This window comes from Streptomyces sp. NBC_01571, assembly GCF_026339875.1.
Taxonomy (GTDB): Bacteria; Actinomycetota; Actinomycetes; order Streptomycetales; family Streptomycetaceae; genus Streptomyces.
The window spans coordinates 702,005-716,346 of record NZ_JAPEPZ010000001.1; the positions used below are offsets into that span (position 1 = coordinate 702,005).

Sequence of the window (14,342 nt, forward strand, 5' to 3'; positions counted from 1 at the left end):
GGAACACCATGAACCACGTAGCACCCGCCCAGGCCAGGATCAGCATCATCGGCGCCGGACCCGGCGGGCTGACCTGCGCCCATCCTCCAGCGACACGGCATCGCGGTCACCGTCCACGACCGCGCACCGGGTCCCGACGCCCGCGATCAGGGCGGCACCCTGGACCTGCACGCCGACAACGGCCAGATCGCCCTGCGCGAGGCGGGCCTGCTCGAGGAGTTCTTCGAGCTGGCCCGCCCCGAAGGGCAGGAGATGCGGCAGATGGACCCGACCGGCACGATCACGTCCCACACGGTCCCGGAGGCCGACGAGCTCTTCAAGCCGGAAATCGACCGCGGCCAGCTGCGCGACCTGCTGCTCGACTCCCTGCAGCCGCGAACCGTGCACTGGGGACAAGCCCTTGACACGATCAGCGGCCCCGCCGACGGGCCCCGACACCTGCACTTCACCGACGGCACGACCATCGAGACCGATCTGGTCATCGGCGCCGACGGCGCCTTCTCCCGGGTACGCCCGGCCGTGTCCCCCGCCGTCCCCGAGTACACAGGGGTGAGCTTTCTGGAGGCCTGGTTCTCCGACGTCGAGAACCGCCACCCCGACATTGCCGAGCTGGTCGGCCCGGGCGGCGCCCATGCCGCTGACGGCGATCGCGGCCTCTTCGCCCAGCGCAACAGCGGAGAACACATCCGCGTCTACATCATCCAGCGAGTCCCGGTCGACTGGATCAGCCGGAGCGGCCTGACCACCGACGACACCGACGGCATCCGCGCCCTGCTCCTCGACAGGTACGCCAACTGGTCGCCCCGGATGCGCCAGATGATCACCGACAACGACGGCCTCTACGTCGACCGCCCGATCTTCGCCCTGCCCGTCCCGCACACCTGGGAGCACGACCCGACCGTGACCCTGCTGGGCGACGCCGCCCACCTCATGCCCCCGCTCGGCGTCGGCGTCAACCTCGCCATGCTCGACGCCGGCGAACTCGCCCTCGCCCTCGCCGACTCCGCCACCGTCGACGACGCCGTCCGGACCTACGAGAAGACCATGCTCCCCCGTTCCACCGGAACGGCAAGGATCCTCGAAGGCGGCGCCGAGCACCTGCTGTCCGCCGACATCCCCGACTTCGGCGAGGACCACGACGCCCAACCCTGAGCCCCCGTCCGCGGGAACAAGCGCACCCCGGAGAAACCATCGGGCGGTCAAGCCGCGGGACTGAGTGGTTGGTCCGGATCGGCGACATCGCCCGCGCCGCCGTCGTCCTCAACGGTCGACGGAAGGGACAGTCAACCCTTCGGCGCCCGGCGCCCTTCGCAGGATTCCGAGTTCTCCACCGTGGGGCTGTGTTCATCGGGGCGTCGACGCACACCTCGCATCGGCGACGGGGCGGACGAGCGCCTGGCGTTCCAGGCGTCCTCCTCACCGTGGTGGCGCGTGGAGTGATCCCGGAGCCCCAGCCGAGACCAAGCACTGAGCAGTCACCGAGATCGATGGCGCCGGCCGGGAGCCGGTGTTTCCAACCGGCTCGGTTGAATCGGTGGAAGTCGGTCTGGGCGTCGCCGGAGACCATTCGCAGGAAGGGAACTCGGCGGCAGCGGGGGCCTCTTGTTCCCCAGAGTCTCGACGAGACCGTTCGTCCCGGCGAACCCGGCGAACACGCCGAACCCGCTCCCCCGGGGACCACTCGGAGGTCGAGTAGCCGTCCACCCCGCACACAAATAGCCTGGTACCAGACGTTCCGACCGGTCTGGGCGCCACGCGCACCGCAGGGGGATGCCTTCTCGTCAGGAGTCCAACGTGATGTCCACGCCCCGCTCGCACACGGCCCGCGCGCTCGCCGCGGGTGTCCTGTCCGCCGCTCTGCTGTCGGCCGGCACGGCCGGCGCCTTCGCCGCCGGACAGGCCGCCGCCTCGAACCCCGCTCTCACCAGAACCAGTAGTACGAAGGCCACACCGTCCGACAAGAGCTCGATCACCATCAAGGCCGACAAGACTCAGGTGAGGGCGGGAGAGTCGGTCACCTTCACCGGCCACTCCAAGGGCCTGAAGATCCACACCAAGGTGACGCTCCAGCACAAGAAGGACGGCAAGTGGAACTCGCTGAAGGCGAGCACCACAATCAAGAACGGCAGCGGGTACACCCTGAAAGCCAAGCTCAACGCCAAGGGCAAGGAACAGCTGCGCGTCAAGGCGGGCAAGACCGTCTCACCGGCTGTCACCGTCACCGTCACCGTCACCGTCAGCAACCCGGTCCGATAGCACCGTTCACTCCGCTGACCTATGATCCGAGGCGCCGATTCCCCCGCCGCGCTGCCGCAGTGCGCGCCGCCCGCGAAAAGTAGGTCTCCCCGTGACCAGGCTCGCCAGTACGCCGCCATGGCTCCTTGCCCGCTTCGCACAGGGCGCGATAGCCGTCGCAGGTGTCGCGGAGGTGTTCCGGGCAGTGACTGTCCGGGCCCACCACCTGCATCCCTCGGACGCTCCGTCGAGGGACTCGGGTCGATGGTGTTCGTCTATGTCATGACGGGGACGTTCGCCGTCTTCCTGACGTGGTTCAGCCGCTGCTGGGCGAACGCGCGGGCACTCTCGTCCGAAACCGGAACCGGAACCGGAACGGGCACGGGCACCGCCATGGGGGCCGTCACCGGGTCCGGCACCTGGGCCGTGGTCGCCTGGCTCGTCCCGGTGGTCAACCTGTGGGCCCCGCGCCGACTCGTTCTCGCCGTGGACCACGCGAATGCCGCGCGCGGGGCCGATCGGGGACGAAACGATCTCCTGGTGAACGTCTGGTGGTCGGCCTGGACCGGGTACGCGGTGGTCACCGCGATCTCGCAGACCGGTCAGGGAACCTCGATGCCCCTCCTCGTCGCTTCGGGAGCGCTCGACATCGCCGCGGCGGTCCTCGCGATCCTCGTCATCCAGCGCATCACCGCGGGACAGCGCGCCGCGCTCCGGGCCGACTCGGCCGTCGAACCACTCACCCCCGCCTGACCGCACCGGCGACGATCGCGCCGGTGGGTCACGGGGCCGCGAGGCGCCGGTCGGCGCGTCGTGCCGAAGTCCTGGGTCCAGTAGCTGCCGGGCTGCGCGAGGCCGACGCCGATCTCCCTGAACGCGCACGTCAGGATGTTGTGTCGGTGGCCGGGGCTGGACATCCAGGCCGCCATGACCGCCGCGGAAGTGGCGTATCCGTAGGCGACGTTCTCGTCGTACGCACTCCAGTCGTAACCGGCACGCGTGATCCGCCGGCCAGGACCAGAACCGTCGGATCCCCTGCGCGACATGTTCCGGTGGCGCGCCATGTCCGCACTGTGGTGTCGCGCGGCCTTCGAGAGCTTCGCGTTCAGGGCCACCGGGGAGCAACCGGCCCTGTGACGGGCTCTGTTGACCAGGGCCACGAGGTGAGCCACGGCCACGTGAGCCGGGGCCGCCGCGCCAGGGGCGCTCAGGGGCGCTCCACCCCTGGCCCCCGGGGCGGACGGTATCGCCAGCGCGCTCAGCGCGATCGCGGCGATGGCCGCCGTCCGGTGGCGCGACTTCCTGCGGTACTTCCTCAAACGGACCTCGCCGGGTGGTCACGGGGCGTCTCCCGGCGAGATCTGCGCCGCGTGGACGCCGTGTCCGAGCCGCGGGGACACCTGGTGGGACGTGCTGGTCGGAACCTGTGGGAGTGAGGGTGACGAGCATCAGCACTACCCGCCCCCGTGGCGCACGGCGACGTCGGCATCGGGTGCGCTGGTGCGCGGGCCCGGCTCGCGGGAGCGTGACGCCGACGGGGGCATCCAAAGGACGCCCTGTACACGCGACGAGGAGCGTGATCCGGTACAGCCGGCCAACCTGGGCGGAACACAGGCCTGTTGAGGAATCACGGCGCCGGGAGGCCTCTGCGGCGCCGCGGGTTCTCATCGAGGAGGACGCGCGGTCACCGCGTCCCCGACGGCACGGGGTGGAGCGTGGCCGGGGTGAAGTCCGGTCGGCCGGCCGGTCGGAGGCGGGACGCGAGGGAGGGGTGGCCCCCCTCGCAGGCTCGCCCGGGTCGGGGGTGAGGACCGCTGCGCTGCCCTCACCCCCGGCCCCGGGCGACGCCCGTCAGACGTTGACGCCGAAGTCGGCGGCGATCCCGGCCAGACCGGAGGCGTACCCCTGACCCACGGCGCGGAACTTCCACTCCGCGCCGTTGCGGTACAGCTCTCCGAAGACCATCGCGGTCTCCGTCGAGGCGTCCTCGGACAGGTCGTAGCGGGCGAGTTCGGTGCCGCCGGCCTGGTTGACCACCCGGATGAAGGCGTTACGGATCTGTCCGAAGCTCTGTCCGCGGGACTCGGCTTCGTGGATCGACACGGGGAAGACGATCCTGTCGACGTCGGCGGGTACGGCGGCGAGGTTCACCTTGACGCTCTCGTCGTCGCCCTCGCCCTCACCGGTCAGGTTGTCGCCGGTGTGCTCGACGGAACCGTCCGGGCTCTTCAGGTTGTTGTAGAAGACGAAGTGCTGGTCCGAGACGACCTTGCCCGACGCGTTCAACAGGAGCGCGGAGGCGTCCAGGTCGAAGTCGGCGCCGGTGGTGGTCCGAACGTCCCAGCCCAAGCCCACCAGCACCGCGGTCAGACCCGGCGCCTCCTTGCTCAGCGAGACGTTGCCGCCCTTGCCCAGGGAAACACCCATGGCTGATCCCTCCACGTAGTCGGTCGGTTCGGGCCCGCAGAACGGACCCGGTCAGAATCTACAACACTGTAGAAATCGCAGCTGGGGCAGCGTGTGCCACCGCGACGACAGTGCGGCAGCGAGAGACCCGAGGTGGCGGCCGGGTGTTGAACGCCGCACCGTCCGGGAGCGTAACTCCCTCGACAAATGCGTAGAGTTCAAGGCTCACGTGGCAGGACGGTCGTGAACAGCGTGGCAGCGGAGCGGGCGATCGGGCCGGAGGTGGTCGGGGTGGGGCAGCGGGGCGTACAGCGATCGGGGGGTACGCGCAAAGGACGGCGCCGAACACTGCTGTGGGTCACGGGAGTTCTGTCGGCGATACTCCTCGCCGTCGCCGGCGTCGGCGCGTGGGTCTACAAGGATCTCAACGACAACATCCAGGCCGCGGACCTCGACAACAAGCTCGGTGAGGGCCGGCCCGCCAACCTCAGCCCTGGCTCCAAGAACATCCTGCTCGTCGGTTCGGACACCCGCGCGGGCGGCAACGCCAAGTACGGCAAGGATCTGACGACCATGCAGTCGGACACCCTGATGGTGCTGCACATCGCCGCCAACCGGAAATGGGCCACCGCCGTGTCCTTGCCCCGCGACTCCTGGGTGCGGATCCCGGCCTGCGACAAGGGCGACGGCAGCACGTCCACCGTCCACCGCTTCAAGATCAATGAGGCGTTCGCGATCGGCGGGAGCAAGGGGAAGGTCGCCGACGCCGCCGCCTGCACCATCAAGACGGTCGAGCGGAACACCGGACTGCGCATCGACCACTTCATGTCCATCGACTTCCAGGGCTTCAAGGGCATGGTCAACGCGCTGGAGGGTATCGAGGTCTGTCCCAAGCAGGCCATCCACGACACCAAGGCCCATCTCGACCTGAAGGCCGGCTGCCAGACCGTCAAGGACGAGAAGGCGCTCGGTTACGTCCGCGCCCGCTACAGCGTCGGCGACGGCTCCGACCTCGGACGCATCGGCCGCCAGCAGGAGTTCATGCAGGCCCTCGCGGAGAAGGCGCAGTCGAAGCTGACCAGTCCCGGTTCCCTGTACGGCTTCCTGCAGTCGGCGACCAAGTCGCTCACCACGGACAAGGACCTGGCCGGCATCAAGCCTCTCTACGGCCTGGCCTCCCAGGTCAAGGGCATCCCGAGCGACCGTCTCGCCTTCCTGACCGTGCCGAACTACCCGCGCGAGGCCGACGTGCCCACCGACCAGGCCAACGTCGTGTGGCAGTACCCGCAGGCCGCCGACCTGTTCACCGCGCTGGCCAGGGACCACGAAGTCCGTAAGAAGCAACTCCAGGCGGACACCAGGGACTTGGTGTACGCGTCGTCCGTGCGCGTCCAGGTCCTCAACGGCACGGGTGTCGGCGGGCGAGCCGCGGCCGTCGCGGAGCAGCTCCGCGAGGTGGGCTTCACCGTCGTCGCCACCGGCAACGCGCCCTCTCCCGTCCGCACGACGACGGTCAGCCACCCGCCGGGACTCGACCGGCAGGCCGCCGTGCTCGTCTCCCGGCTTCCCGGGGTCTCCGCGGCACGGAACAACAGCACGGCGACGGGCGGCGCGGTGACCCTGGTGGTCGGCCCGGACTTCGAGCTCGACACCGTCCGATAGCGGCCCCGGGCCGTGTGAGACAAGCCGGATCAGCCGTACGGGACGAGCCGGATCAGCCGCGTGGGACGAACCGGATCGGCGGAGACAGCTCGCCCGGCGGGGGCGGCAGGTCGCGCATCCTGGGCCTCGGTCAGCTGCCGACGTAGTTCGCGAGGTGCTCGCCCGTGAGCGTGGAACGGGCGGCGACCAGATCGGCGGGGGTGCCCTCGAAGACGATTCGGCCGCCGTCGTGACCGGCGCCGGGACCGAGGTCGATGATCCAGTCGGCGTGCGCCATGACCGCCTGGTGGTGCTCGACGACGATGACCGACTTGCCGGAGTCGACGAGTCGGTCGAGCAGGCCGAGCAACTGCTCGACGTCGGCGAGGTGAAGGCCGGCGGTCGGCTCGTCGAGGACGTACACACCGCCCTTGTCGGCCATGTGCGTGGCCAGCTTGAGCCGCTGCCGTTCACCGCCGGACAGGGTGGTGAGGGGCTGGCCGAGGCTGAGATAGCCGAGCCCCACGTCGGCGAGGCGCCCGAGGACGCGGTGCGCGGCCGGTGTGCTCGCCTCGCCGGCGCCGAAGAACTCCTGGGCCTCGGTCACCGACATCGCGAGGACCGCGCTGATGTCGCGGCCACCGAGGTGGTACTCCAGCACCGACGCGTCGAACCGCTTGCCCTCGCACTCCTCGCAGGTGGAGGTGACGCCGGCCATCATCGCCAGGTCGGTGTAGATGACGCCGGCTCCGTTGCAGGTGGGGCAGGCGCCCTCGGAGTTGGCGCTGAACAGGGCCGGCTTCACGCCGTTGGCCTTGGCGAACGCCTTGCGGATCGGGTCGAGCAGTCCGGTGTACGTCGCCGGGTTGCTCCGTCGCGAGCCGCGGATCGCGCCCTGGTCGACCGACACCACGCCCTCACCGTCGGGGATCGATCCGTGCACGAGCGAGCTCTTGCCGGAGCCCGCGACGCCCGTGACGACGGCGAGCACGCCGAGCGGGATGTCGACGTCGACGTCCCGCAGGTTGTGCGTCGTCGCGCCGCGGATCTCCAGCGTCCCGGTGGGCTTGCGCACCGTCTCCTTGACCTGGGCCCGGTCGTCGAAATGGCGGCCGGTGATGGTGCCGCCCGTCCGCAGGCCCTCGACGGTGCCCTCGAAGCACAGGGTGCCGCCCGCCGTACCGGCGCCGGGACCGAGGTCCACGACGTGGTCGGCGATCGCGATCACCTCCGGCTTGTGCTCCACGACGAGCACCGTGTTGCCCTTGTCCCGCAGGCGCAGCAGCAGGCCGTTCATGCGCTGGATGTCATGCGGATGCAGCCCTGTGGTGGGCTCGTCGAAGACGTAGGTGACGTCGGTGAGCGAGGAGCCGAGGTGGCGGATCATCTTGACGCGCTGCGCCTCGCCGCCGGACAGGGTGCCCGAGGGACGGTCGAGCGACAGGTAGCCGAGGCCGATCTCGGCGAACGAGTCGAGGGTGTGTCCCAGCGCGGCCAGCAGCGGCGCGACCGACGGTTCGTCCACTCCTCGTACCCACTCGGCCAGGTCGCTGATCTGCATCGCGCAGGCGTCGGCGATGCTGATCCCGGCGATCTTCGACGAGCGGGCCGCCTCGCTCAGCCGGGTGCCGTCGCACTCGGGACAGACGGTGAACGTCATCGCGCGCTCCACGAACGCGCGGACGTGCGGTTGCAGGGCGTCGACGTCCTTGGACAGCATCGACTTCTGGATCTTCGGGATCAGTCCCTCGTACGTCAGGTTGACGCCGTCGACCTTGATCTTGGTCGGCTCCTTGTGGAGGAGGTCGTGGAGCTCCTTCTTGGTGTACTTGCGGATCGGCTTGTCCGGGTCGAAGAAGCCGCAGCCCTTGAAGATGCGGCCGTACCAGCCGTCCATGCTGTAGCCGGGGATCGTGAGGGCACCCTCGTCGAGGGACTTGCTGTCGTCGTACAGCTGGGACAGGTCGATGTCGGTGACCGTGCCCCGGCCCTCGCAGCGGGGGCACATGCCGCCGAGGCGGTTGAAGGTCGCCTTCACCGCCTTCTTGGCACCCCGCTCGACCGTGATCGCCCCGCTCGCCCTGACCGAGGGCACGTTGAAGGCGAACGCTCCCGGCGAGCCGATGTGCGGCTGCCCGAGCCGGCTGAAGAGGATGCGCAGCATGGCGTTGGCGTCGGTGGCGGTGCCGACCGTGGAGCGGGGGTCGGCGCCCATGCGCTGCTGGTCCACGATGATCGCGGTGGTCAGGCCTTCGAGTACGTCGACCTCGGGCCGCGCCAGCGTGGGCATGAAGCCCTGGACGAAGGAGCTGTAGGTCTCGTTGATCAGGCGCTGCGACTCCGCGGCGATGGTGCCGAACACCAGGGAGCTCTTGCCCGAGCCGGAGACACCGGTGAACACGGTCAGGCGCCGCTTCGGGATCTCGACGCTGACGTCCTTGAGGTTGTTCACGCGCGCGCCGAGCACGCGGATCAGGTCGTGGCTGTCGGCACCGTGCGGCGCAGGCGACTGCGTGCCCGTCCTCGTGACCTTGCTCATCGTGTCTCCATCTGTTGCGCGGGGCCGCGCTCACGGTCCCGGGCGGCGTCGCCCGGCTCGATCTAATCACCTTCGAGCACTACGTCTGGATCGGTCCCGCTCCGGCCCGTGGGCCCCGGATCCCGGCCGCACGGAGTGCCGTTTTTTCGTGGTGTCCGGGCCGCCCTCGGCCGATGCGTCGTCCGGGAGGAAGCCCGCGCGAGGGGTGCCGTCCAGGACCGTCACGCTAGCCGCGGCTCAAAGGTCCTGGCTTCTCGATTCCTGATCGATCCGGCCGCACGGGGCCGAGGGGCCGGTGCCGCCGGTGCGGAACACGTACGAGCGCCACGGCGTCCCGGGCCGGCCTGTCTCCCCGGGCGACCGGCGACCGGCCGGTGCGCGGCGGGCGAGGTGTCGCGACGGCAGGGTGGACGCGGCAGCGCGTGAGACGGACGCGCCGCCCGGCGGACCCGCGGACGGACCGTGCGGAGGCCGGCCGGACGACCGGTCACCGGGTGCGGCGGTCAGCTCTGCGGACCGCCGCCGGTGATGCGGTCCCACAGGGACCGGGTGGCGCCGAAGCCGCTCTCGTGCACCCAGACATGCGTGCACGACGGGCACTGCAGGTGGAGCAGGCTGCCGGTGTTGGTGAGCAGGTAGCGCCAGTGCTCGGAGCACGTGCGCCGCTGCTCGCACGGCTCGCATCCGCGGCTGTCGTCGCAGTTCGGGCAGGCCACCCAGGCGCGGCGCCCGAGGTCCGCCTGCGGGTCAAGCGGCAGCATGGCCGTCGCCTCGCCGGGGCAGCACACCGGCGGCGACGAGTTCGTCGTACGCCCGTTGCTGCTCGTCGTCGAGACCGGAGTACAGGAGGTCGTACGCCGCCTCCTCACCGTGCAGCGCCTCCACCGGGCTCCAGTCGGAGCCGAGCGCGTCCAGGACGTGGGCCTGCCGGAGCACCTCCTGCGAGGTGAGGTCGACGGCGAAGTCCACCAGCTCGGGGTTCTGCGATCGTCCGGCTTCGGGCGTGGGCCGGCCGGCGGCCTCGTCCGGGCCGTGCGGATGCGGGGGGTTATGTGAAGCCATGACACTGAACTTAGGGTTGCCTTTCTTCCTACGGCAAGAGGGGGTGGGGGAAGTCACAGCAGGTCAGCGACGCCGGCGGTACTCCTCGTCACCCACGGCGACGGGCCCGCCGACGCCTCGCGGCGCCCGCGACGCCGACGGCCGATCGGCTCCCCGCGCCGCCAGGGGCTGAGGTCAGGCTGCTCCGCACACCGCCGCTGCCTGCCATCGACGACAGGGCCGGAACGCTGAGCAGCCGTCAGAAAGCCGCGCCACGCGACCTCTTCCGGTTCCGGGACGGGCGGGACCGTGCACCTGGGGCGCTCCGTGCCGTACCGGCACCCTCCCGGTCCCGCGGCAACCGGCATTGTCCGACGCGGACGTGCTCTCGTGACAGGGAACCGGCCGAACGACCAAAAGATATGAGAAGAGTGCTAGGTCACAGCCGCGCCCTCTGCTGCCCGTTTGTGGGTCTGCCCTAGCATCCGAGCATGACGGTCCTGCCTGACGACGAGTTTTCGCTGGCCGCCGAGTTTCCTGAAGCGACTCATGAGCAGTGGCAGCGCCTCGTGGCAGGCGTACTGCGCAAGTCGGGGAAGGAAGTCTCGGGCTCAGCGGCCGAAGACGCCCTGTCCACCACGGTGGAGGACGGGCTCACGACGCGTCCCCTCTACACCGCGCTCGACTCCGCGCCCGATCCCGGCTTCCCCGGCTTCGCTCCCTTCGTACGCGGAGGCCGTGCCGAGGGGAACACCGTCGGCGGCTGGGACGTACGCCAGCGGCACGGGGCGGTCTCGGACGGCGCGGTGCTCGCGGATCTGGAGAACGGCGTCACCTCGCTCTGGCTGCTCGTCGGTGAGAGCGGCGTTCCGGTGTCGTCGCTCCCGCGTGTGCTGGACGGCGTCTACCTCGATCTGGCGCCCGTCGTCCTGGACGCGGGGCCCGAAACCGAGTCCGCGGCACAGGAGTTGCTGGCGCTGTACGAGAAGCGTGGTGTCGCGGCCGGAGACGTGCGCGGCAATCTCGGTGCCGACCCGTTGGGCCACGAGGCCCGTACGGGGAAGGTGTCCGGCTTCGCGCCGGTGGCCGAACTCGCACGGCGGTGCGCCGCGGAGTACCCGGGACTGCGGGCGCTCACCGTGGACGCGCTGCCGTACCACGAGGCCGGTGGCTCCGCCGCGCAGGAACTGGGCTGCTCACTCGCCACCGGCGTCGCCTATCTGCGGGAGCTGACCGCGGCGGGGGTACCCGTCGAACTCGCCTCCGGCCAGCTGGAGTTCCGCTACGCGGCCACCGCCGACCAGTTCCTGACCATCGCCAAGCTACGGGCCGCACGCAGGCTCTGGGCTCGCGTCGCCGAGGTCTGCGGGGCGCCCGGAGCGCAGCTCCAGCACGCCGTGACCTCACCGGTGATGATGTCGCGCCGCGACCCGTGGGTGAACCTGCTGCGCACGACGGTCGCCACGCTGGCCGCCGGAGTCGGCGGCGCCGACGCGGTCACCGTGCTCCCCTTCGACGACGCGCTCGGCGTGCCGGACGCGTTCGCCCGGCGCATCGCCCGCAACACCTCGACGATCCTGGTCGAGGAGTCGCATCTGGCCCGGGTGATCGACCCGGCGGGCGGGTCCTGGTACGTGGAGCGGCTCACCGACGAACTGGCCCACGCGGGCTGGGAGTTCTTCCAGCAGATCGAGCGGTCGGGCGGCCAGGCGGCCGCTCTGCGCTCGGGCCGGGTCGGCGAGGACCTGGCGAAGACCTGGGCCGCGCGCAGCGCGAAGCTCGCCAAGCGGCGCGAACCCGTCACCGGTGTCAGCGAGTTCCCGCACCTCGCGGAGCGGCTCGTCGAACGCGCACCCGCGCCCGCGCCGCCGTCCGGCGGCCTCCCCCGAGTGCGGCGCGACGAGGCGTACGAGACGTTGCGCGCCCGCTCCGACGCCCATCTCGCGGCCACCGGCAGCCGGCCGCGGATCTTCCTGGCAACCCTGGGCCCCGCCGCCGCCCACACCGCTCGGGCGACCTTCGCGTCCAACCTCTTCCAGGCGGGCGGCATCGAGCCGGTCACCGGAGAGCCCACCGCCGAGGCGTTCCGCGCCGCCGGTGCCACCGAGGTCTGCCTGTGCTCCAGCGACGCGCTGTACGAGGAGCAGGCCGAAGCGGCGGCCGAGGTGCTCAGGTCGGCGGGCGCACGGCATGTGTTCCTCGCCGGGCGCCCCGGGCAGTACACCGATGTCGACGCGTACGTGTTCGCGGGCTGCGACGCCGTGGACGTACTCTCCACCACCCTCGACCGCATGGGAGTGTCCTGATGGGAATCCCCGACTTCTCCGGGATCGAACTGGGGACGCCCACCGCCGAGGGCGGCTCCGACGAATGGCGCGCCGCCGTCAAGGGCGCGGCCGGAGGTGACGACCTGCTCTGGGAGACGCCCGAGGCCATCGCGGTCAAGCCGTTGTACACCGGCCGCGACCTGGAGGGCCTGGACTTCCTGGGCACCTACCCGGGCATCGCGCCGTATCTGCGCGGCCCGTACCCGACGATGTACGTCAACCAGCCCTGGACGATCCGCCAGTACGCGGGCTTCTCCACCGCCGAGGAGTCCAACGCGTTCTACCGGCGCAATCTGGCGGCCGGTCAGAAGGGCCTGTCCGTCGCCTTCGACCTGCCGACCCACCGCGGCTACGACAGCGACCACCCCCGGGTGACCGGTGACGTCGGTATGGCGGGCGTCGCCATCGACTCGATCTACGACATGCGTCAGCTCTTCGACGGCATCCCGCTGGACAGGATGACGGTGTCGATGACGATGAACGGCGCGGTGCTGCCCGTGCTCGCGCTGTACATCGTGGCCGCCGAGGAGCAGGGTGTCCCGCCCGAGAAGCTGGCCGGGACCATCCAGAACGACATCCTCAAGGAGTTCATGGTCCGCAACACCTACATCTATCCGCCGAAGCCGTCGATGCGGATCATCTCCGACATCTTCGCCTACACCTCCCAGCGGATGCCGCGCTACAACTCCATCTCCATCTCCGGCTACCACATCCAGGAGGCGGGCGCGACGGCCGACCTGGAGCTGGCCTACACGCTCGCGGACGGCGTGGAGTACCTGCGGGCCGGGCAGGAGGCCGGGCTGGACGTGGACGCGTTCGCTCCCCGCCTCTCGTTCTTCTGGGCGATCGGCATGAACTTCTTCATGGAGATCGCCAAGATGCGGGCCGCCCGGCTGCTGTGGGCCAGGCTGGTCAGGCAGTTCGACCCGCAGAACGCCAAGTCCCTGTCCCTGCGCACGCATTCACAGACTTCGGGGTGGTCCCTCACCGCGCAGGACGTGTTCAACAACGTGACGCGTACGTGTGTGGAGGCGATGGCCGCCACCCAGGGCCACACGCAGTCGCTGCACACCAACGCCCTCGACGAGGCGCTCGCCCTGCCCACCGACTTCTCGGCGCGCATCGCCCGTAACACCCAGCTGCTGATCCAGCAGGAGTCGGGCACGACGCGGGTGATCGACCCGTGGGGCGGCAGCGCGTACGTGGAGAAGCTGACGTACGACCTGGCGCGCCGGGCCTGGCAGCACATCGAGGAGGTCGAGGCGGCGGGCGGCATGGCGCAGGCCATCGACGCGGGCATCCCGAAGCTGCGTGTGGAGGAGGCCGCGGCCCGCACCCAGGCCCGGATCGACTCGGGCCGTCAGCCGGTCATCGGCGTCAACAAGTACCGGGTCGACAGCGACGAACAGATCGACGTCCTCAAGGTCGACAACTCCTCCGTACGGACTCAGCAGATCGAGAAGCTGCGGCGGCTGCGCGCGGAGCGCGACGAGTCCGCGTGCCAGGACTCGCTGCGCGCGCTGACGGCGGCCGCCGGGGGCACCGGCAACCTGCTGGAGCTGGCGGTGAACGCGGCCCGCGCCAAGGCCACCGTCGGTGAGATCTCCGACGCTCTGGAGAAGGTGTACGGGCGGCACGCGAGCCAGATCCGTACGATCTCGGGTGTGTACCGCAACGAAGCAGGCGAGTCGCCGTCCGTGGAGCGCACCCGCACCCGGGTGGACGCCTTCGAGGAGTCCGAGGGCCGCCGGCCGCGCATCCTGGTGGCCAAGATGGGCCAGGACGGCCACGACCGCGGGCAGAAGGTCATCGCCACCGCCTTCGCCGACCTCGGCTTCGACGTGGACGTCGGCCCGCTGTTCCAGACCCCGGCCGAGGTGGCACGGCAGGCCGTCGAGGCCGACGTGCACATCGTCGGGGTGTCCTCGCTGGCCGCCGGGCACCTCACCCTGGTCCCGGCGCTGCGGGAGCAACTGGCCGAGGAGGGGCGCGAGGACATCATGATCGTGGTGGGCGGGGTGATTCCGCCGCAGGACGTGCCGACGCTGCTGGAGATGGGCGCGGCGGCCGTCTTCCCACCCGGAACGGTGATCCCGGACGCGGCGTACGACCTGGTGGAACGGCTGGCCACCGGTCTCGGACACGGCTGAGGC

At 70.4% G+C, this 14,342-nt stretch carries 9 protein-coding genes and 2 pseudogenes; 6 read left to right on the forward strand and 5 right to left on the reverse strand.

Going from position 1 to position 14,342, the window contains the following annotated elements; genetic code table 11:
• Window positions 1–8: 8 nt before the first annotated feature.
• The 3 genes and pseudogenes from OHB41_RS03150 (at window position 9) to OHB41_RS03160 (ending at window position 2,988) form a co-directional block, all read left to right on the forward strand.
• Window positions 9–1,152: pseudogene (locus OHB41_RS03150) on the forward strand (FAD-dependent oxidoreductase).
• A gap of 618 nt (window positions 1,153–1,770) precedes the next feature.
• Window positions 1,771–2,256: a hypothetical protein gene (locus tag OHB41_RS03155; RefSeq protein WP_266696401.1), complete on the forward strand. Its 486-nt coding sequence runs from the start codon at window positions 1,771–1,773 to the stop codon at window positions 2,254–2,256.
• A gap of 117 nt (window positions 2,257–2,373) precedes the next feature.
• Window positions 2,374–2,988 (forward strand): DUF4328 domain-containing protein, encoded by a 615-nt coding sequence (locus OHB41_RS03160; RefSeq protein ID WP_266696402.1) that lies wholly within the window; start codon window positions 2,374–2,376, stop codon window positions 2,986–2,988.
• 125 nt (window positions 2,989–3,113) lie between these two features.
• Here the strand turns inward: OHB41_RS03160 and OHB41_RS03165 are convergent.
• Window positions 3,114–3,413 (reverse strand): annotated as a pseudogene (locus tag OHB41_RS03165) (CAP domain-containing protein); the annotation flags it as partial.
• A gap of 673 nt (window positions 3,414–4,086) precedes the next feature.
• A complete protein-coding gene (locus OHB41_RS03170) occupies window positions 4,087–4,662 on the reverse strand; it encodes a TerD family protein (RefSeq protein WP_266696403.1) in 576 nt (191 codons plus the stop codon).
• Between the two features lie 270 nt (window positions 4,663–4,932).
• Between OHB41_RS03170 and OHB41_RS03175 the strand changes: the two genes are divergently transcribed.
• Entirely contained in the window at window positions 4,933–6,303 is a 1,371-nt protein-coding gene (locus OHB41_RS03175) for an LCP family protein (protein WP_526025028.1), read from the forward strand.
• Window positions 6,304–6,433: 130 nt separating this feature from the next.
• On the opposite strand, the gene OHB41_RS03180 is transcribed toward OHB41_RS03175, so the two are convergent.
• The 3 genes from OHB41_RS03180 to OHB41_RS03190 all read right to left on the reverse strand — a co-directional run bounded on the left by OHB41_RS03180 (window position 6,434) and on the right by OHB41_RS03190 (window position 9,883).
• A complete protein-coding gene (locus OHB41_RS03180) occupies window positions 6,434–8,821 on the reverse strand; it encodes an ATP-binding cassette domain-containing protein (protein ID WP_266696404.1) in 2,388 nt (795 codons plus the stop codon).
• A 503-nt stretch (window positions 8,822–9,324) separates the two neighbouring features.
• Window positions 9,325–9,582 (reverse strand): hypothetical protein, encoded by a 258-nt coding sequence (locus OHB41_RS03185; protein ID WP_266696405.1) that lies wholly within the window; start codon window positions 9,580–9,582, stop codon window positions 9,325–9,327.
• The gene (locus OHB41_RS03190) at window positions 9,569–9,883 is read right to left on the reverse strand and encodes a DUF6400 family protein (protein ID WP_266696406.1); all 315 of its coding nucleotides are present in this window, start codon (window positions 9,881–9,883) and stop codon (window positions 9,569–9,571) included. Before OHB41_RS03190 ends, OHB41_RS03185 begins: the two co-directional genes overlap by 14 nt.
• A gap of 470 nt (window positions 9,884–10,353) precedes the next feature.
• On the opposite strand from OHB41_RS03190, the gene OHB41_RS03195 reads away from it, so the two are divergent.
• Both OHB41_RS03195 and scpA read left to right on the forward strand, forming a co-directional pair.
• On the forward strand, window positions 10,354–12,168 hold the full coding sequence (locus OHB41_RS03195; protein WP_266696407.1) for a methylmalonyl-CoA mutase subunit beta: 1,815 nt from the start codon (window positions 10,354–10,356) through the stop codon (window positions 12,166–12,168).
• Complete coding sequence (gene scpA, locus OHB41_RS03200) at window positions 12,168–14,339, forward strand: methylmalonyl-CoA mutase (protein WP_266696408.1); 2,172 nt, start codon at window positions 12,168–12,170, stop codon at window positions 14,337–14,339. Before OHB41_RS03195 ends, scpA begins: the two co-directional genes overlap by 1 nt.
• The last annotated feature ends 3 nt before the right edge of the window (window positions 14,340–14,342 follow it).